15 protein-coding genes are annotated in these 17,186 nt (G+C 70.0%); 1 reads left to right on the top strand and 14 read right to left on the bottom strand.

Features of this window, described 5'->3' with window-relative positions:
* The 5 genes from glgX to VF330_RS05095 all read right to left on the bottom strand — a co-directional run.
* On the bottom strand, positions 1–1,789 hold a 1,789-nt coding region (glgX, locus tag VF330_RS05115), incomplete at its 3' end, for a glycogen debranching protein GlgX (RefSeq protein WP_330850314.1).
* Positions 1,790–1,849: 60 nt separating this feature from the next.
* Positions 1,850–2,155 carry a hypothetical protein gene (locus VF330_RS05110; RefSeq protein ID WP_330850313.1) on the bottom strand — a complete coding sequence of 102 codons (306 nt, stop codon included), beginning with the start codon at positions 2,153–2,155 and terminating at the stop codon, positions 1,850–1,852.
* Between the two features lie 93 nt (positions 2,156–2,248).
* Positions 2,249–4,063 (bottom strand): 4-alpha-glucanotransferase, encoded by a 1,815-nt coding sequence (locus VF330_RS05105; protein ID WP_330850312.1) that lies wholly within the window; start codon positions 4,061–4,063, stop codon positions 2,249–2,251.
* A 104-nt stretch (positions 4,064–4,167) separates the two neighbouring features.
* Positions 4,168–4,593: a RidA family protein gene (locus tag VF330_RS05100; protein WP_330850311.1), complete on the bottom strand. Its 426-nt coding sequence runs from the start codon at positions 4,591–4,593 to the stop codon at positions 4,168–4,170.
* A 5-nt stretch (positions 4,594–4,598) separates the two neighbouring features.
* Positions 4,599–5,519, bottom strand: coding sequence for a LacI family DNA-binding transcriptional regulator (locus tag VF330_RS05095; protein ID WP_330850318.1), 921 nt, complete (start codon positions 5,517–5,519; stop codon positions 4,599–4,601).
* Between the two features lie 31 nt (positions 5,520–5,550).
* Between VF330_RS05095 and VF330_RS05090 the strand changes: the two genes are divergently transcribed.
* Positions 5,551–6,000, top strand: coding sequence for a peroxiredoxin (locus tag VF330_RS05090; protein ID WP_330850310.1), 450 nt, complete (start codon positions 5,551–5,553; stop codon positions 5,998–6,000).
* A gap of 36 nt (positions 6,001–6,036) precedes the next feature.
* On the opposite strand, the gene VF330_RS05085 is transcribed toward VF330_RS05090, so the two are convergent.
* The 9 genes from VF330_RS05085 to VF330_RS05045 all read right to left on the bottom strand — a co-directional run bounded on the left by VF330_RS05085 (position 6,037) and on the right by VF330_RS05045 (position 17,159).
* The gene (locus tag VF330_RS05085; RefSeq protein ID WP_330850309.1) at positions 6,037–6,606 is read right to left on the bottom strand and encodes a TetR/AcrR family transcriptional regulator; all 570 of its coding nucleotides are present in this window, start codon (positions 6,604–6,606) and stop codon (positions 6,037–6,039) included.
* Between the two features lie 2 nt (positions 6,607–6,608).
* Positions 6,609–7,559, bottom strand: coding sequence for an LLM class F420-dependent oxidoreductase (locus VF330_RS05080; RefSeq protein ID WP_330850308.1), 951 nt, complete (start codon positions 7,557–7,559; stop codon positions 6,609–6,611).
* A 65-nt stretch (positions 7,560–7,624) separates the two neighbouring features.
* Positions 7,625–8,281: an O-methyltransferase gene (locus VF330_RS05075; RefSeq protein WP_330850307.1), complete on the bottom strand. Its 657-nt coding sequence runs from the start codon at positions 8,279–8,281 to the stop codon at positions 7,625–7,627.
* 13 nt (positions 8,282–8,294) lie between these two features.
* Positions 8,295–9,053, bottom strand: a complete 759-nt coding sequence (locus VF330_RS05070) for an L-tyrosine 3-hydroxylase (protein ID WP_330850306.1) — start codon at positions 9,051–9,053, stop codon at positions 8,295–8,297.
* On the bottom strand, positions 9,050–10,561 hold the full coding sequence (locus VF330_RS05065; protein ID WP_330850305.1) for an aromatic amino acid ammonia-lyase: 1,512 nt from the start codon (positions 10,559–10,561) through the stop codon (positions 9,050–9,052). Before VF330_RS05065 ends, VF330_RS05070 begins: the two co-directional genes overlap by 4 nt.
* Positions 10,562–10,721: 160 nt before the next feature.
* The gene (locus tag VF330_RS05060) at positions 10,722–12,149 is read right to left on the bottom strand and encodes an AMP-binding protein (RefSeq protein WP_330850304.1); all 1,428 of its coding nucleotides are present in this window, start codon (positions 12,147–12,149) and stop codon (positions 10,722–10,724) included.
* Positions 12,150–12,260: 111 nt separating this feature from the next.
* A complete protein-coding gene (locus VF330_RS05055) occupies positions 12,261–13,046 on the bottom strand; it encodes a M23 family metallopeptidase (protein WP_330850303.1) in 786 nt (261 codons plus the stop codon).
* An 868-nt stretch (positions 13,047–13,914) separates the two neighbouring features.
* Positions 13,915–16,008, bottom strand: a complete 2,094-nt coding sequence (locus tag VF330_RS05050) for a transglycosylase domain-containing protein (protein ID WP_330850302.1) — start codon at positions 16,006–16,008, stop codon at positions 13,915–13,917.
* A 122-nt stretch (positions 16,009–16,130) separates the two neighbouring features.
* Positions 16,131–17,159, bottom strand: coding sequence for a carbohydrate kinase family protein (locus tag VF330_RS05045; RefSeq protein WP_330850301.1), 1,029 nt, complete (start codon positions 17,157–17,159; stop codon positions 16,131–16,133).
* Between the last annotated feature and the right edge of the window lie 27 nt (positions 17,160–17,186).

Here is a 17,186-nt window from a genome sequence, read left to right as displayed (position 1 = left end):
TGCCTGCCGGGGTGAACCACGCGATATCAGCCACCTCACCCTCCTGAACAGGTTTTCCCCCGAACCACCGGGGCCGGTGGAACACCTGGTGCTGGCGGCGAAATTCGATTAAGCGGCTGGTGAATTGCAGAAGGTCCTTGTCGGCGGAAGGCCAATCGTACCAGGAAATGGGGTTGTCGTGACAATAGGCGTTGTTGTTGCCGTTCTGGCTTCGCCCGAGCTCATCACCGCCAAGCAGCATAGGTATCCCTTGCGAAAGAAAGAGCGTGACCAACAAATTCCGTTGCTGTTTGGCCCGCAAGGCGAGCACTTCCGGGTTGTCCGTCGGCCCTTCGGCCCCGCAGTTCCACGAGCGGTTGTTGCTTTCGCCGTCGCGGTTCTCTTCCCCGTTGGCGTCGTTGTGCTTGTCGTTGTACGACACCAGGTCGTTGAGCGTGAAGCCGTCGTGCGCGGTCACGAAGTTGATCGAGTGGAACGGCTTGCGGCCGTCGTCCTGGTAGAGGTCGGCCGAGCCGGTGATCCGGGAGGCGAACTCGGCCAGCGTGGCCGGCTCACCCCGCCAGAAGTCGCGGACGGTGTCGCGGTACTTGCCGTTCCATTCGGTCCAGTTGGGCGGGAAATTGCCCACCTGGTAACCGCCGGGGCCGACGTCCCAGGGCTCGGCGATCAGCTTGACCTGACCCACCACCGGGTCTTGCTGCACGACCTCGAAGAACGTGGAGAGCCGGTCGACGTCGTAGAACTCGCGGGCCAGCGCCGCGGCGAGGTCGAAGCGGAAGCCGTCGACGTGCATCTCGGTCACCCAGTAGCGCAGCGAGTCCATGATGAGCTGCAGGGTGTGCGGCGAGCGCACGTTGAGCGAGTTGCCGGTGCCCGTGTAGTCCATGTAGAACTTCGGGTCGTCCTCGACCAGCCGGTAGTACGACTCGTTGTCGATGCCGCGCATGGACAACGTCGGGCCGAGGTGGTTGCCCTCCGCCGTGTGGTTGTAGACGACGTCGAGGATGACCTCGATGCCCGCCTGGTGCAGGGCGCGGACCATGCCCTTGAACTCCTGCACCTGGTTCAGCGGCAGCGCCGCGTAGGCGTCGTGCGGGGCGAAGAACCCGATCGTGTTGTAGCCCCAGTAGTTCGACAGGCGCCGCTCCGCGAGCGTGTGGTCGCTGACGAACTGGTGCACCGGCATCAGCTCGACCGCGGTCACGCCGAGCTTCTTGAGGTGGTCGATCATCACCGGGTGCGCGAGGCCGGCGTACGTGCCGCGCAGCTTCGGCGGGATCTCCGGGTGGTCGATCGTGAGGCCGCGCACGTGCGCCTCGTAGATCACGCTTTCGTGGTACGGCGTGCGGGGCAGCCGGTCGTTCGTCCAGTCGAAGAACGGGTTCACCACGACGGACTTCGGCACGAACGCCGCGGAGTCCGCGTCGTTGCGCTCGTCCGGCGATCCGAACTTGTAGCCGTAGAGCGCCTCGTCCCACGTGAGGCCGTCCGAGATGGCCTTCGCGTACGGGTCGATCAGGAGCTTGTTGGGGTTGCAGCGCAGCCCGCGATCCGGGTCGAACGGGCCGTGGACGCGGTAGCCGTACCGCTGACCAGGGCCGACGCCCAGCAGGTAGCCGTGGTGGACGAAACCGTCCACCTCCGGCAGCCTGACACGTGTCTCCGTGCCGTCCTCGTCGAAGAGGCAGAGCTCGACGTACTCCGCGACTTCGGAGAACAAAGCGAAATTGGTGCCAACGCCGTCATATCCAGCGCCTAGCGGATAGGGCGTACCAGGCCAGGGTCGCACGATGCTCCTCACACGCAGGTAGCTACCCGCCGACCCTATCCGGCTAACCCGTACCCGGCATCACACCCGTTCGTGCGCCAGGAGCAGCTGCCCACGTGCGGCCGTGAGCAAGGTGCGCGCTTCCTGGATCTCTCCGTACTGCAGGTGTTCCCGAGCGGCCTCCGCGCACGCCAGGGCGTACCGCAGTGCCACGTTGTCGTCCTCCACGGGACCCGTGTCCCGCAGCGCGTCACGCAGTGCCTGTTCCGCGTGCCGTGCCCCGGCCACCGGGTCGCCGAGCGCGGCGGGTCTCACCGAGGCGAGGGCCTGCTCGACTGCCAGTTCCAGCACGCCGGTCGATGTTCGCGTGCCCACGGCTGAGCTCATCCGGTACGCCACCTCCAAAACGTTCGTCGTTCGCCGTCGGGTGACGGCACCACAGTACTCCGCAGGCGCGTGACCTGCCGTTAAGCCGAAGTTTCATCTCTCCCGGCTGCGCAGCGGCCTGGTGATGTCCCGGACGCGCGGGAAGAAGTCCTCCAGCTCGACCGGCAGCGGGATCCGCCAGTTCGGGTGCTCGTCGATCGTGCCCGGCACGTTGGGCTGCCGGGTTTCCCGCAGAGCGTCCTGAGGTGAGGTCAGGACCAGCGCGCAGGGGGCCTGCGCGAGCAGCTCGTGGGCGCCCTCGACCCGGTCGGCGGCCTTCACGCCCTCCTGGCGCATCAGCTCGTCGAAGTCGGGGCCGTCCTCGCCGGCGAAGAACGTCGCGGCGGTCGGCAGGTCGTGCGTGGAGATGCTGGCCATCTGGTTCGGGTTCCACCGCGCGGGCGGGACCAGCGGGTGGCCCTCGGCGTAGTAGTCGCGCTGGAAGTACAGGACGGCGCTGGTGAGCATGCCGTTCTCCTGCAACGTCTTCGTGACGACCGGCTCGACCGTGCCGAGGTCCTCGCCGACCACGACGGCGCCCGCGCGGTAGGCCTCCAGCGCCAGCACGCCCAGCATGGCGTCGGCGTCGTAGTAGACGTACGTGCCGCGCGACGGTGGCTCGCCCGGCGGGATCCACCACAGCCGCCAGAGCCCGGCGACGTGGTCGATGCGGATTCCGTCCGCGTGCTGCAGGACGCTGCGCAGCACCTGCCGGAACGGCCGGTAGCCGGTCTCGGCGAGCCGGTCGGGGCGCCACGGCGGCAGGCCCCAGCCCTGGCCGTCCGCGCTGAACGCGTCGGGCGGGGCGCCGACCGTGACGTCGATGGCGAACGCGCCGGGGTCGGCGAACGTGTCCGCGCCGCCGGGGGCGACGCCGACCGGGAGGTCGTGGATGACGCCGACGGCCATGCCGGCCTCGTGGGCGGCGAGCCGCACGTCCTGGAGCTGCCGGGTGCAGAGGTGCTGGACCCAGGCGTGGAACGCGACCCGTTCGGGTGCCGCCGGGTCGCGGTCGGCCGGCCACAGCCGCCAGTCGGAACCGTGGACCTCGGCGAGCGCGCAGTAGGTGGCGAACTTCTCCAGCTCGGCGTCCACCTCGACGTCGCCGCCGGGGAAGAGCAGCTCCAACGCCTGCCTCTTGGCGTCCCAGATCGCGTCGTAGTCGATCAGGTCCTGGTTCTCCGGCCGCAGGTCGCGGATGAGCTGGCGGGTGCGCGGGTCGGCCTGGAGGAACTCGGCGGTGTCGGTGATGCGCAGGTAGAGCGGGTTCGCGAACCGGCGGCTGGTCGGCGAGTACGGCGACCGCTCGACCGGGTGCGTGAGGCTCGGCGCCTGCACCGGGTTGACCAGCACGACACCGGCGTCGAGCTCCTGGCTGCTGCGCCGGGCGATCGTGGCGAGGTCGGCGAAGTCGCCCATCCCCCACGAGTCCTTCGAGCGCGCCGCGTAGAGCTGGAGCATCCAGCCCCACGTCCGCGGGACGTCCGGCAGCTTGCGGGGTGCGACGGCGAGCGTGACGGTTTGCCCGGCCGTGACGATCCGGTGCCAGCCGAGCGGCAGGCTGTCCGGCAGGTGCCGGTCGACGGCGAGGGACGTGCCGTCCTCCAGCTCGACCGTCGCGGGGCCGTGCAGGTCGTAGGTCTCGTACTCGCGGATCACGATCGTCGGCGGCAGCGCCCTGGCCGCCCGGCGCGCCTCGACCTCCGCCAGCGCGCGGGCCGCGGAGTCCTCAGTGGACGCGTCGACTCCGAACTGGGCGAGGACCTTCACGACGACTTCTGTGTCGACGACCACCTCTTGCTGATCCGCGTTCTCGTACCTCGTCGCGACGCCCCAAGCGTCCGCCAACCGCGCCAGCAAGTCCTCCACGAGTACAAGCTATGTCACAGCTCGGGCAGCATTACCAGAGCAAATGGTCCCTGGTCACCCGATGGGTGCAGGCCGGACGAGAGCCGATCTCCCGCCATCCCGGACTAGACATCCGATGCCTGTTCCGGAATCGCCACCACGGCTTCGACCTCGACGAGGAATTCCGGCCCGAACAACGCCGCGACCTGAACCAATGTGCTCGCCGGGTTGTGGACTTCCCCGAGTGCCGGTCGCAGGATTTCGTCCCGCACGTCACGAATGGTCTGCACTTCGGACGCGTCGAGCACGAACCACGTGAACTTGACGACATCCGACCAGTCCGCGCCAAACCTGGAAATGACGTGATGAAGATTGCTCAGCGCCTGGCGGGTCTGCGCGGCCAGGTCGTCGACGCCGACCACGTGGCCCTCGGCGTCGACGGCGACCTGTCCCGAGACGAAGGCGAGCTTGCCGCTGACCGCCACCGCGTGGGCGTAGCCCGGGGTGTTCGGCAGCGCGGGCAGCTCGGTCAGGCGCTCGTGGGCGGGCATGGCCGTCACCCTACTTCGGCGACCGGCCCGCTGGAGTTGCGCACGACCAGCCGCAGCGGGTGCTCGGCCGGTTCGATCTCCCCGCCCCTGATCAGCGTGAACAGGTCGGCGACGGCCCGTTCGCCCTGCTCCTTCGCCGCGCCCTCGACCGCGGTCAGCCCGACCACGCGGGTGAGCTCCTGCCCGTCGAGCGACACGATCGACACCTCGTCCGGCACCGCCCGCCCGTCCCGCTGCATCCGCAGGAAGATCCCGAGCGCCGCCGCGCCGTTCGAACTGATCACCGCCGTGGGCAGCCGTTCGCCGTCGAGCAGCACGTCGACCACCTGCTCGCCGCCGTCGACGGTGGGCGAGCACCAGACGGTCCACTCGGGACGGACCTCCAGCCCGGCGGCCGCGAGGATCCCGTCGTAGGACTCGTCGACCCCGTCGGACAGCACCAGCGCCACGTCCCGGTGCCCCAGGGCCCGCAGGTGCTCGACGGCGGCCTGCAGGGCGTGCCGGAGATCGGTGTCGTCGACGGTGATGTGCGGGACCTCGAGCGACTCCAGCGCCGCCTGCTCGGTCCCGGCCAGCGACATCGACAGCAGCAGCACGCCGTCGACCCGGCGACCCAGCGGCAGCTCGTCGAAGAACTTGGCCCGCGACGACTCGTCGGCCAGCACGTAGAGCAGCACGTCGTACCCGGCCTGCCGCAGCGCGCCCTCCGCGCCCGCCAGCACCGGGCTGACCTCGGACGTGAGCACCGCGATCGCGTACCGGCGGCCGCCGGCCAACGACGACGCGTCGCGGGCGATGGCGTACTTCATCCGCCGCGCGACCTCGCTGACGTGCTGCCTCGTGGCCTCGGACACGCCGGGTTCGCCCCGCAGCGCACGCGATACGGTCGCAGCGGACACCCCTGCGGCCTTGGCCACGTCGGACATGCTGGTCACGGCCCGAGCGTATTGGAGATCCATGAAGCCCGGCGACCTCGCCCCCGACTTCACGCTGCCCGACCAGGACGGCACCGACCGCTTGCTCTCCGAACTGCTCGAGGGCGGTCCCGTGGTGCTGTTCTTCTACCCCGGCGCCATGACCCGCGGCTGCACCGCGGAGAGCTGCCACTTCCGCGACCTGGCCGCCGAGTTCGCCGAGGCCGGCGCCCAGCGGGTCGGCATCTCCCTGGACGACGTCGCGACGCAGAAGGAGTTCGCCGAGCTGAACTCGTTCGACTACCCGCTGCTCTCCGACGCCGACGGCGAGGTGGCGGAGCAGTTCGGCGTGCGGCGCCGGGTCGGGGCGATCCCGCTCAAGCGGCACACGTTCGTCATCGGCACCGACCGCGTCGTCATCGAGGTGATCAAGAGCGAGTTCTCGATGAACGCGCACGCGGACAAGGCGCTGAAGGTCCTGCGCAAGGGCTGACCGGGCGGCGGGACGGGCGGCCACCCCGGCTGCCCGCTACCGCAGCCCCGCCAGCACGAAGTCCGCGATCTCCCCCGCCAGCCGGTCGGCCGTCTTCTCCCCGTCCGGCCGGAACCACATCGGCAGCTGGTTCACCACGCCGACCGCGATCCGCACGACGGTGTCGGCCGGCACCGCGGAGCTGAACTCGCCGTCCGCCTGCCCCTTCTCGATCACCGCGCGGAACGTCTCGTGGTAGCGCCGCCGCTCGGCGCGGAAGTCGGTCATCCGTTCCTCGCCGAGCCGCGGCAGCTCGCGGACGAACACGGCCGCCTCGTCCACCCGGTCCGCGGTCGAGACGACCAGCGACACCAGGATCTCGCGGACCGTCTCGGCGGCGGGCAGGCCGAGCGCGATGATCCGGTCCATGTCGGCGGACTGGGCCGTGATCAGCAGCCGGTAGATCTCGAAGAGCAGGTCGTCCTTCGAGCGGAAGTAGTGGTACAGCGCGCCCTTGGTCACCTGCGCGGCCTTCACGACCTCCTGCACCGAGGTCGCGTCGTAGCCCTGCGACGCGAACAGCCGCACGGCCGCGTCGATGATCTTCTGCTCGGTCGCGCCGGGCACGGTCAGGCGCCGGGTGCCAGTGCGCGGACCTGCTCGACCTGGTCGCCACCGGTGGGGAGCAGCGCGATGATCGGCGTGTCGACGCCGGCGGTCTGGTACTCGGCGACGCGCGCGCGGCACCGGTCCGGCGAGCCGTGCACGACGAGGGCGTCGACGACCTCGTCCGGGATCGACTTCGAGGCGGCCTTGCGGTCGCCGGCGGCCCAGGCCTCGTGCATCGGGCGCAGCGCCTCGCCGCGGCCCAGCCAGTCGTGGAACGCCGCGTACGCCGGCACGGTCAGGTAGGTGCTGATGAGCATGCGGCCCAGGGCCCGCGCGGCGTCGGCGTCCTCGGTCGGGCAGACGAAGATCCGTGCCGCGAGCTCGGCGGCGCCCAGCTCGGCGCGCACCTTCGGCACGTCGGTGGCGGCCAGCCAGTTCGTGATCGCGCCGTCGGCCTCGCGGCCCGCCAGGCGCAGCATGTTCGGGCGCAGCGCCGCGAGCATGATCGGCACCTTCGCGGCCGGCGGCCGTTCCAGCTTGAAGCCCTTGACGGAGAACGTGTCGTAGTCGGCGCTGACCTTCTCGCCGGCCAGCGCGGCCTTCAGGAAGCGCAGGGTGTCGCGGGTGCGCTTGAACGGCTCCTCGAACGGGATCGCGTTCCAGCGCTGCACGATCGCGGGCGAGGACGAGCCGATGCCCAGCACGAACCGGCCGCCGGTCACCTCGGCGAGGGTCGCGGCGGTCATCGCCAGGGTGGCGGGGCCGCGCGTGTAGACGGGCGCGATCGCCGGGCCGAAGCGCAGCTCGGAGGACCACTGGGCGGCGAGCGCCAGCGGCGTGAACGCGTCCGTCCCGGTCGTCTCGGCCGACCACACGTCCGTGTAGCCGAGCCCGGCGAGCTCGGACACCAGCGCGCGGTGCTCGAGCACCGGCACACCGATCAGCGGCAGCGTGATTCCCCAACGAGCCATGAACGCCTCCAGGTCAGCGACTTGGAGGCCACCCTACCGACCGGTCGGTATGTCCTACAACCCTCCTACTTCTTCCTCGCCACCGTCAGGCCGTCCGCGATCGGCACCAGCACCGACTCCACCCGCCGGTCGTTCAGCACGAACGTGTTGAAGGCGTCGATCGCGGCGGCGTTGCCCTCCGGCTGCTCGTCGGCGGCCTCGCCGTAGTAGAGCGTGTTGTCCGCGAGCAGCAGCCCGCCCTGGCGGACCCGCGGCACCAGCAGGTCCCAGTAGTGGGCGTACCCGACCTTGTCCGCGTCGATGAACACCAGGTCGACGACGGGTTCCTCCGGCAGCGCGGCCAGGGTCTCCGCGGCGCTGCCGATGCGGAGGTCGATCCGGTCGCGCACGCCCGCCGCCTGCCAGGCCTCCTCGGCGATCGCCGTCCACTCGGTGGAGACGTCGCAGGTGATGACCCGGCCGTGCGGGGGAAGTGCCTGCGCGAACGCGAGCGTGGAGTACCCGGTGTAGGTGCCGACCTCGACCACGGTGTGCGCGCCCGTGAGCTTGACCAGCAACGACAGCAGCACCGCCTGCTCGTGCGGGATCTGCATCTCCGCCGAGTCACCGAGCTCGGCGGTGCGGGCGATCAGCTTCTCCTGCACGGCGGAGGGGTGTCCGGCCTGTTTGCGCACGTAGCGGTAGATCTGCGGCGTCATGACCACGGCCTTGAAATCGTTCACGCGCGGCCTTCTCTCATAGTTGGGTGAGCAACGTCCCGAGTGTGTCGCGGTACTCGGGCCGCAGCGGGTGTTCCGCCAGGTCCTGGTCGATAGCGGACAGGACGGCCGTGCGGTGTGCGGTGTAGCGGCTCGCGCACACGTTCTCCCGGCTGACGAGGAAGAACTCGTCGAACCGGGCGCGCTCGGCGTCGGTGGTCGGCACGCGCGCCTTCCCCGACTCGCGCAGCAGCGACTGGCCGTCGGGAACGAGTTTGCGCATCACCTCCATGTGGGCCAGCAGATTCGCCTTGCTCGCGGCGGAAAGCGGTTCGGCCGCCGCGGGTCCCAGTGCGGTGCGCGCTCTTCGAAGCAGTCCCGGCAGTGGTTCGTAGTCACGCGCCCACCGCCCGCTGAACGCCGGGTCGAACGCCACCATCATCGGTCTGATGAGTTCCTCGTACACCTCCCGGGAACAGCTGCCCGAATAGGCGAGCATCACCGAGTACGCGTCGTATCCCAGCGCGGCGAGGGCGACCAGCCGGGAATCGGACTCGCGTATCAGCCGATCGAGTGAAACCGAAAGGAACTTCCAGACGAGAAAAGCACCGTGGTGGCCCAGGAACCACCGGTGCACGGCGCGGCCGGCCGGGTCCTCGGGCGCGGTGATGTGGATCGGGATCTGGTAGCAGCCGTCGGCGCACGGGATGAGCTCCACGCCCGGCGACGGCAGGCGCAGGACCGGGAGGTCGACCCAGGTGTGTCCCCAGGGGGCCACGCAGGCGGGAGCGCTCATCGCCGACCCTCCACTTCGGACGCGACGGTGTCGAGCAGGCCGGCGACCTCACCGAGCGTGGTGTCGAGCGGGCGGTCCTCCACGATCGGCGGCACCTCCTCGGCCAGCCGGTCGAACACGGCCGCGAGGCGGGGGGCCTGCGGGCGGCGCCCGCCGACGTGCACGGCCTGCCGCAACGCGACCGCGAGCCCGGCGTGCAGGTAGCGCAGCAGGCGGGCTTGGTCGAGGGCGGTGAACGCGGCCTGCGTGCCGAAGGGGACGACGTCCTGGTTGTGCAGGTTCGTCGGCAGGCTCTGCACCGACGCCGGCGTCGCCGCACGACGCATGGCCGCCACGGTCGCGGTCGCGCCGATCTGCACGCCCTGCAACGCGTGGTGCTGGCCGGGGAGCGGGCTGAGCATCGGCGGCAGCCCGCCGGTGCGCCGCGGGTCGACCAGCAGGTCGAGCTGCCGTTCGGCCAGGTTGCCCAGCTGCACCAGCGCGAGGTTCAGCTGGTCCGCCGCGAAGGCGCTGGGCTGGCCGAAGAAGTTGCCGCCGTGCACGACCTCCCCGGTCTCCGGGAAGAACAACGGGTTGTCGCTCACGCCGTTGAGGTCGCGCCGCACCACCTCGTCGGCCTGCCGGATGCTCGTGGCCGCCGCGCCGATGAGCTGAGGAGTGCACCGGATGCTGTAGGCCTCCTGCAACGGCCGTTCGCCCGACGGGCTGCTGCCCGCGAGCCACGTCCGCAGCGCGGCACCGGTGTCCGCGACGTCCGGGTGCCCGAACGCGGCCAGCAGTCCAACCGACGTGTACTCGGTGCCGCAGCCCAGGACGTCGACCATCAGCGCGGACAGCAGCTCCGCCGTGCGCCGCGCGCGAACCGCCTGCGCCACAGCGAGTCCGAGCGCCGCGGCGGTCACCGAGATGCCGTTGACCAACGCGAGCGCGTCCCGCCCGTCCAGCTCGATCCTCTCCAGGCCCGCGCGTGTGAGCGCTTCCCCGGCGGGCATGAGCCGCCCGTCGAAGAACGCGTTCCCGTTGCCACGCAAGGCGTGGGCGACGTAGGCGAGCGGCTGGAGGTCGCCGCTGGCGCCGACGGAGCCGAGCCGGGGCACCGCGGGGGCGAACCCGGTGTCCAGCATGCGGATCAGCGACGCCACGACCTGCTCGGACACCCCGGATCGCCCCTGCGCCAACGAGAACAGGCGGGCCAGCACGGCGGCGCGGGCGACGGCCGGCGGCAGGAGCTCACCGTGGCCGACGATGTGGTGGATGATCGTGTTGTCGCTCTGGCCCGCGCTGTCCGCGCGGCCCTCGAACTCGACGAGCGGGCCGAAACCCGTTGTGACGCCGTAGATGGCGCGCCCGGATCCGCTGACTTCGAGGACGAACTCGCGACACCGCGCGATCCGTTCCCGTACATCCTCCGAAAGGGTGATGTGCAAGGGATTTCGCGCGAGCTCGAGGTGGGCCGGTTCGAGGGCGGCGGCCAAGTTCAAGGCAGCAGGGGAAGTTCCGACGGTCATGACGCCTCCTGACGACTGGGGGCCACTCGCGACGATCCCCGTTGACCGGTCGGTGAGGAAGGGTCTTATGTACGCATTCGTCTATCGATTCGTTGCCCGTTGACAGGGAGTTCGCCCGCCGACTGCTCCACCGGCGTGAATCTTGCCGGAAAGCCTTGCGTCAGGCGGTTTCTTCCTTCAGGAGGCGACGCAGAACCTTGCCGGACACGGATTTCGGTATCTCCGCGACGAACTCGACCTGGCGCACCTTCTTGTAGGGCGCCACCTCCGCGGCGACGAACGCCATCAGCTCCTCGGCCGTGACTTCCCCTTGCGCCACCACGAAAGCCCGGGGCACCTCGCCGTTGGCCCGATCGGGCGCACCGACCACGGCCGCGTCCCTCACGGCGGGATGCCTGCGCAGCACGTCTTCCAGCTCCGCCGGCGCGACCTGGTACCCCTTGTACTTGATCATCTCCTTGATGCGGTCGACGACGTGGAACCTGCCGTCGCGGACCCGCACCAGGTCGCCGGTGCGCAGCCAACCGTCCACGAACGCCTGGCGCGTCGCCTCCTCGTCGTCCAGGTAGCCGTCCATGACCTGCGGGCCGCGGATGAGCATCTCGCCGACGTCCGCGTCCTCGTCGGTGCCGGGGTGGACGATCCGCGCCTCGGTACCGGGACAGAGGACGCCGACGCTCGTGGGATCGCTCTCCAGGTCGTCGTCGAACGTCTGGTGGGTGCCGCCCGCCTCGGTGAGCCCGTAGCCCTGCCGCACGGGCGCGCCGAGTTTTCGCTCGGCCTCCCGGCGGATGGCGTCGTCGAGCGGCGCGGCTCCGCAGAGGACGAGCTTCAGATGTCGTTGCGGCGGCGGGTCTTCGTGGTCCGCGATGGCGGCCGCGAGCGGGGGGACCAGAAAGGCGCGCGTCACGCGGTGTTCAGCCAGGCGCCTCAGATAGGTACCGGCGTCGCTGCGGGGCAACGTCACCAGCGTGGCGCCGCCGAGCAGTCCGGAGTTGAGGATGATCGTGAAGCCGTAGATGTGGAAGAACGGCAGGTTCGCCGCCAGCACGTCGGTCGAGTCGATGCGCCAGCCGGGACGGTGCTGCTCCAGGTTCGCGACGACGGCGCGGTGGCTGAGCTTCACGGCCTTCGTGAGACCCGTGGTACCGCTGGAGAACAGGATCGCCGCGGTGCTGCCCGGATCCACCCGCGGGAGCGTCCCGCTGTCGCTTCCGGGCAGGTCGTCGAGGTCGAGCGTCGCGGTGACGTTCGCGAGCTCCTTCAGCCTGCCGGTGTCACGAGGCGGAAGAACGGGGTTGAGGAGCGCGACCGCGGCACCCGCCGTGAGGACGGCGTGCAGCCCGACGGCGAACCGCGGCCGGTTCGCACTGGCGATCGCGACCGTGTCACCGGGCCCGATCCCTTGGCGGGCAAGGCCTTTCGCCGTCCTGCCGACCTGCTCCGCGAGCTCCGCGTACGTGAGCGCCTCACCCGTGACGGCGTCCACGAGCGCGACCTTGTCGTTGTGGCGTGCGCGTTCCAGCACGTGCTCGGGGACCGTGGCCTCGGGAACGGCCACCGCCGGCAGGGGGCTGCGGTAGATCACAGGGGCGGCTCCGGTGTTCCACGCCACCGGGCCTGGTGCCAGGCGGCGTGGCCGGAGAATATCGGCACTTTTCGTGGCCGTTCGACTACTTGTACCCGCTCGGCCGATCGGCTAAAGGCTGACGCCGCGCTCCGCGAGCCACCCCACGGGGTTGATCTTCTGAGATCCGGCGGCCCACACCTCGAAGTGCAGGTGCGGTCCGGTCGACTCGCCGCGGTTGCCGATCGTCGCGATCTGCTGCCCCGCCTTCACCTGCGCGCCCTGCGGCACGTCGATGGTGTTCATGTGCCCGTAGACGGTGATCGTGCCGTCGGCGTGCTGGATCCGCACCCACAGCCCGAACCCGGACGCGGGCCCGGCCTCGACGACGACGCCGTCCATGGCCGCCACGATCGGCGTGCCGATGGCGTTCGCGATGTCGACACCGTTGTGGCTGGTGCCCCAGCGAGCACCGAACCCGGACGTGAACGTCCCCTGGGCCGGCCGCACGCACTTGGGCTTGCGCGCCTCCTCCTCGGCCGCGATGCGCGCCGCCTCGGCCTTGGCGGCCTCCTGGCGCTGGGCGTAGGCGCCCTCCGCGGACTTCAGCGCCTCGCGGACGTGGAACTGGGCCTGGATCTGCTCGGCCTGCAGCAGCTTGCGCGTCTCGGAGCTCGTGTCGAACGAGTGGATCGTCTGCGGACCCTGGTCGGGCTGCGCCGTCATGGCGGCCGCGAGGTTCTTCGTGGCCGCGACGGGGACGATCCGGTCCATCGGCGTGACCGTGGCCATCGCCTGGGTGAAGCCGGCGCCGATGAGAGCGCCCGCGGCTACCACCGCCGTGACGGCCTTCTTGCGGTCCAGGTCCACTCTGTCGACCACGTCGACGAGTGAGCCCTTCGCTCGATGCCGTGCCAAAACTGCCTCCATGCACTCGGGGGAGTTCGATCCGCGCCTGGGTCGCGCCGGCTTCGGGGGCCGGGCGTTTCCGGGGCCTGGCAGGCGTTCCGGGGGCGGTGGGCGTTCGGGCGCCTCATCGCCGGTGGACTGGACCGGTTCGGGGGTGGTCCGTGTCCTGGCGGTTATCGAACCGTGACATGCGGCGGTGAACGTAACCCCGCGTTATCGAGGGAGGCAAGCGAAGTGGGGGTTCAGGTGATTAGGCCCACTGTTTGCTACTGGGCGTAGTTGGGTCGTTGCTGTGGTTGGTAACGATGGCTGGACCATTGCTTGTTTTGGGGTTTGCGCTGGTTGGGTGCTTGATCGTGAAAGAGTTCCAGCTTGGTTGGGTCGTTGTGGGCGGGTGCCTGTTCCAGCGTGGTCGTGCACCTCGGACGAAAGACCTGGGTGGCATCGCCGCTGACGCGTCGATAGCGATTGGGGCTTGACTTCGGGGCCCTTGCGAGGCGCTGTGGTCGGCCGGAAAAGGCCGGACGCTTCGCGACCGGCCGAGCCCGAAATGGGTAGCACCTCGCACCCAAAGTCAAGCCCCAATCGCCGAAACACGGGTGGGCTCACCGGCTCTAATCGGCGTCAGGGATGACTGCTCGCCTTCGGCATCGCTTGGAAGTGCGGGGGTTTTGTCGGCTCGCCTTCGGCATCGCGTGCGAAGGGCTGCTCGGTGCCTTCGGCACCCCGACGCATGCGCTCGCCACCCGTCCCCCTCCGGTGTCCCCGGCTGCCGGGGCCGGGCCTCCCGTCTCCCCCTCCCCCGGCACAGCAAAAGGCCGCCGGACGCACTGGCGTCCGGCGGCCGCACATCAAGCAGGCGTGCTGCCTGGGTGGCTTACTTGTACTTCGCCGTTGCCGGGGGCAGCGGGACCACCGGCAGGCCCTCGTGGATCACCTTCATCGCGTTGAACCAGGTCGGGGCTGCCACCTGGCCACCGAAGACGCCCTGCGAGCTGCCAGGGCAGAAGCGGATCGGGTTCGCGCAGATCACCTCGGGGCGGTTGCCGTCGGCGTAGGTCATCACGGCGCCCGCGTACTGCGGGGTGGCGGCCAGGAAGGCCACCGACTTGTGCTCTTCGGTGGTGCCCGTCTTGCCGATGGCCGGGCGGTTCCAGCCGGAGGCGGAGGCTGCCGCCGCCGCGGTGCCGGAGCCCGTGACGTCGTGGGACATGCCCTGGGCCAGCGAGTTCGCCAGGTCCGGGTTCACGGCCTGCTCGCAGGGCTTCTCCTTGAGCGGCATCTCCTTGCCGTAGCGGTCGAGGACCTTCTCCACCGGGGTGGGCGGGCACCAGGTGCCGCCGGAGACGATGGTGGCGGCCACGTTCGACAGCTCCAAGACGCTCGTCGCGCCGGGGCCGAGGGTGTAGGAGCCCGCGTTGTTCTGCTTCGTCCAGTCGCCCTGGGTCGGGCCGTTCGACTTGTCGGCCTTGATCGGCTGGCCCTCGCGGTTGACGCCCTGGAGGGTCTCGCGCATGCCCAGGCGGTAGGCCATGTCCACGACGCTGTCGAGGCCGGCCTTCTCCTGCAGGATCACGAAGCCCGTGTTCGGCGAGGTGGCGAGGGCCTGGGTCAGCGACATCTTGTCGCTGTAGTTGCCCGCGTTCTCGACCTTCCACGGCGCGCCGCCGTTGGGGTAGACCTTCGAGTAGTAGACCTTCGGGACGTCCATCTGCTTGTCGATGCCGATGACGCCCTTCTCCAGGGCCGCGGCGGCGGTGAAGACCTTGTTCACCGAGCCGGGGCCGAACGGGAGGACCTCGGCGGGCACCGGGCGGGCCACCTGGCCGAGCTCGGCGTTGTTGCCGTAGTCGCGGGAGGCGACGAGGGCGCGGACCTTGTGCTTGTCCTTGCCCGGCTCGACGACCGACATGACGTTCGAGATGCCGTTCATCGTCTTCGCGACCTGCTGCTCGGCCGACTGCTTCGCGGCCCTGGTGGCCTTCGGGTCGAGCGTGGTCTTGATCGTGAGGCCGCCGCGCTGGAGCTGCTTGTCGGTGACGCCGGCCTCGCGCAGGTAGTCGAGGAGGTAGGAGCAGAAGAAGCCGTAGATCGGGCCGTCACCCGCGCCGACGCAGCCCTTGGGCAGGATCTGCAGGTCCTCGACGACGCCCAGCGGCGCTGCCTTGTACTCGTCGGCCTTCGCCTTGGCCTCGGTCTCGTCGGCGCCGAACGCGCCGTTCTCGCGCATCTTGTCGATGACGGTGTTGCGGCGCTCCAGCGCCTTCTCCGGCGCGGCGCCGGGGTTCAGCGACGACGGGCGGTTCGCGATCGCCGCGAGCAGGGCCGCCTGCGGGACGGTCAGCTTGTCGGCGGTCGTCTTGAAGTAGGCCTTGGCCGCCGCGCCGACGCCGTAGGTCTGGTTGCCCAGCGGCACGATGTTGAGGTAGCCGGTGAGGATCTCGTCCTTGGTCATCTGCTGCTCGAGCTGCAGCGCGACCCGCGCCTCGCGCAGCTTGCGGCCGATGGTGGCCTCGGTCGCCTTCTCCCAGGCCTCCTGCTCGTTGTCGGCACCGAGCACGAACGCCATGTAGTTCTTCACGTACTGCTGGGTGAGCGTCGACGCGCCCTGCGTCGCGCCGCCGTCCACACCGGCCTTGGCGGCGGCGCGGGCGATGCCCTGCCAGTCGACGCCCTGGTGCTCGTAGAAGCGCTTGTCCTCGATCGCGAGGATCGCGGCCTTCATGGTGTCCGAGATCTGGTTGGCGTCCAGCGGCACCCGGTACTGGTCGTACAGGTAGGCGATCGGCTCGCCGTTCATGTCCTGGATCGTGGTGACGAGAGGCAGCTCACCCTTGGCGAGGTCTCCCGACGTCTGGTCGACGGTGTCGGCCGCGCGGTTGGACGCGAGACCGAGACCTCCGACGATCGGGAACACCATCGCGGCGAGGAGCACACCCGCCGTCAGGCACAACCCCAGCAACTTGACCAAGCCTGACGCGCGTGCGGCGAACAACCCGCAACTCCTTCCGAACCAAACCCCGGAGATTCCCCTACGTATTAAGTCGCGCGAGAAGCCCGTGAGGTTGCGTCCGCTGATCGACTGTTTTCAACCTACCGGAGCAACCGGAGGCCGATCGTCGGACTGGCCCTCCTCACCTCGACGCCGGCGTGGTCGGGCAGCACGTCGTCGAGGAAGCCGTACTTCGCCAGCTCCTCGTCGGGCCGCCGGCTCACCGTCCGCCACCACACCGCGATGTCTCCCCAGCCGGGAGCGGACAGGGAACCGCCGAAGTGCTGCACGGACAGGGCGGCGCACAGGTTCGCGAACCGCACGCGGTGCTCCAGCGGCCACCCCGCCAGAGTGCCCATGACGAACCCGGCCCCAAACACGTCGCCGGCACCCGTCGCGTCGAGCGGCGCCACGTTCAGCCCCGGCACGTCCACGCATTCGCCGGTGGAGCTGTCCACGGCGACCGCTCCCCCGCCGCCGCGTGTGACCACCACCACGGGCAGGTGCTCGGCGAGCTTGCGCGCGGCGGCCTCCGGCGTGTCGGTGCGCGTGTAGCCCTGCGCCTCCACGTGGTTCGGGAGGAACACGTCATATCCGTCAAGACGGCGCAGCAGCTCCGGCGACCACGCCCCGGTGCGGTCCCAGCCGATGTCGGCGAACAGCAGCGCGCCGTTCTCCTTCGCCGTGCGCACCCACTGCTCGTCCTCGGCCTGGATGTGCACGAAGCACGCCTTCGCCTTCGGCGGCGGGTTGAAGAGGTCGTCGGCGACGACCGGCGACTTGTGCCCGTGCGTGACCATCGAGCGGTCGTGCTCCATCGCCATGGAGACGGTCACCGGCGAGTGCCACCCGTAGAACCGCCGGCAGTAGGAGAGGTCGACACCCTCCTGGTCGGCCAGCACGTCCCAGCAGAAGTCGCCGTACGCGTCCTCGCCGAACGCCGCCGCCAGCGCCGTGTTCAGCTCCAGCCTGCGCAACGCCACCGCGAGGTTCGCGATGCCGCCGGGACACGACCCGAGGCCCTCCGACCACACCTCCGTGCCGGCGGCCGGCGGGCGGGGCAGGCCGGTGAAGATGATGTCGAGGAAGACGGTGCCGGTGAGCAAGACGTCGTATTCCTGTTCAGCCATGCGCAAACTCTGCCATCCCCCGGCGCC

The sequence above is a fragment of the Lentzea sp. genome (assembly GCF_036380075.1).
GTDB lineage: Bacteria > Actinomycetota > Actinomycetes > Mycobacteriales > Pseudonocardiaceae > Lentzea.
This window is presented reverse-complemented; position numbering and strand designations above follow the sequence as displayed.

Excerpts from the sequence above, each read along its gene's own strand:
- VF330_RS05045 (WP_330850301.1), bottom strand. The coding sequence starts at position 17,159 with ATGGCTGAACAGGAATACGACGTCTTGCTCACCGGCACCGTCTTCCTC.
- VF330_RS05065 (WP_330850305.1), bottom strand. The coding sequence starts at position 10,561 with ATGACCGTCGGAACTTCCCCTGCTGCCTTGAACTTGGCCGCCGCCCTC.
- VF330_RS05090 (WP_330850310.1), top strand. The coding sequence starts at position 5,551 with ATGAAGCCCGGCGACCTCGCCCCCGACTTCACGCTGCCCGACCAGGAC.
- VF330_RS05110 (WP_330850313.1), bottom strand. The coding sequence starts at position 2,155 with ATGAGCTCAGCCGTGGGCACGCGAACATCGACCGGCGTGCTGGAACTG.
- VF330_RS05095 (WP_330850318.1), bottom strand. The coding sequence starts at position 5,519 with ATGTCCGACGTGGCCAAGGCCGCAGGGGTGTCCGCTGCGACCGTATCG.
- VF330_RS05100 (WP_330850311.1), bottom strand. The coding sequence starts at position 4,593 with ATGCCCGCCCACGAGCGCCTGACCGAGCTGCCCGCGCTGCCGAACACC.
- VF330_RS05080 (WP_330850308.1), bottom strand. The coding sequence starts at position 7,559 with ATGGCTCGTTGGGGAATCACGCTGCCGCTGATCGGTGTGCCGGTGCTC.
- VF330_RS05070 (WP_330850306.1), bottom strand. The coding sequence starts at position 9,053 with ATGAGCGCTCCCGCCTGCGTGGCCCCCTGGGGACACACCTGGGTCGAC.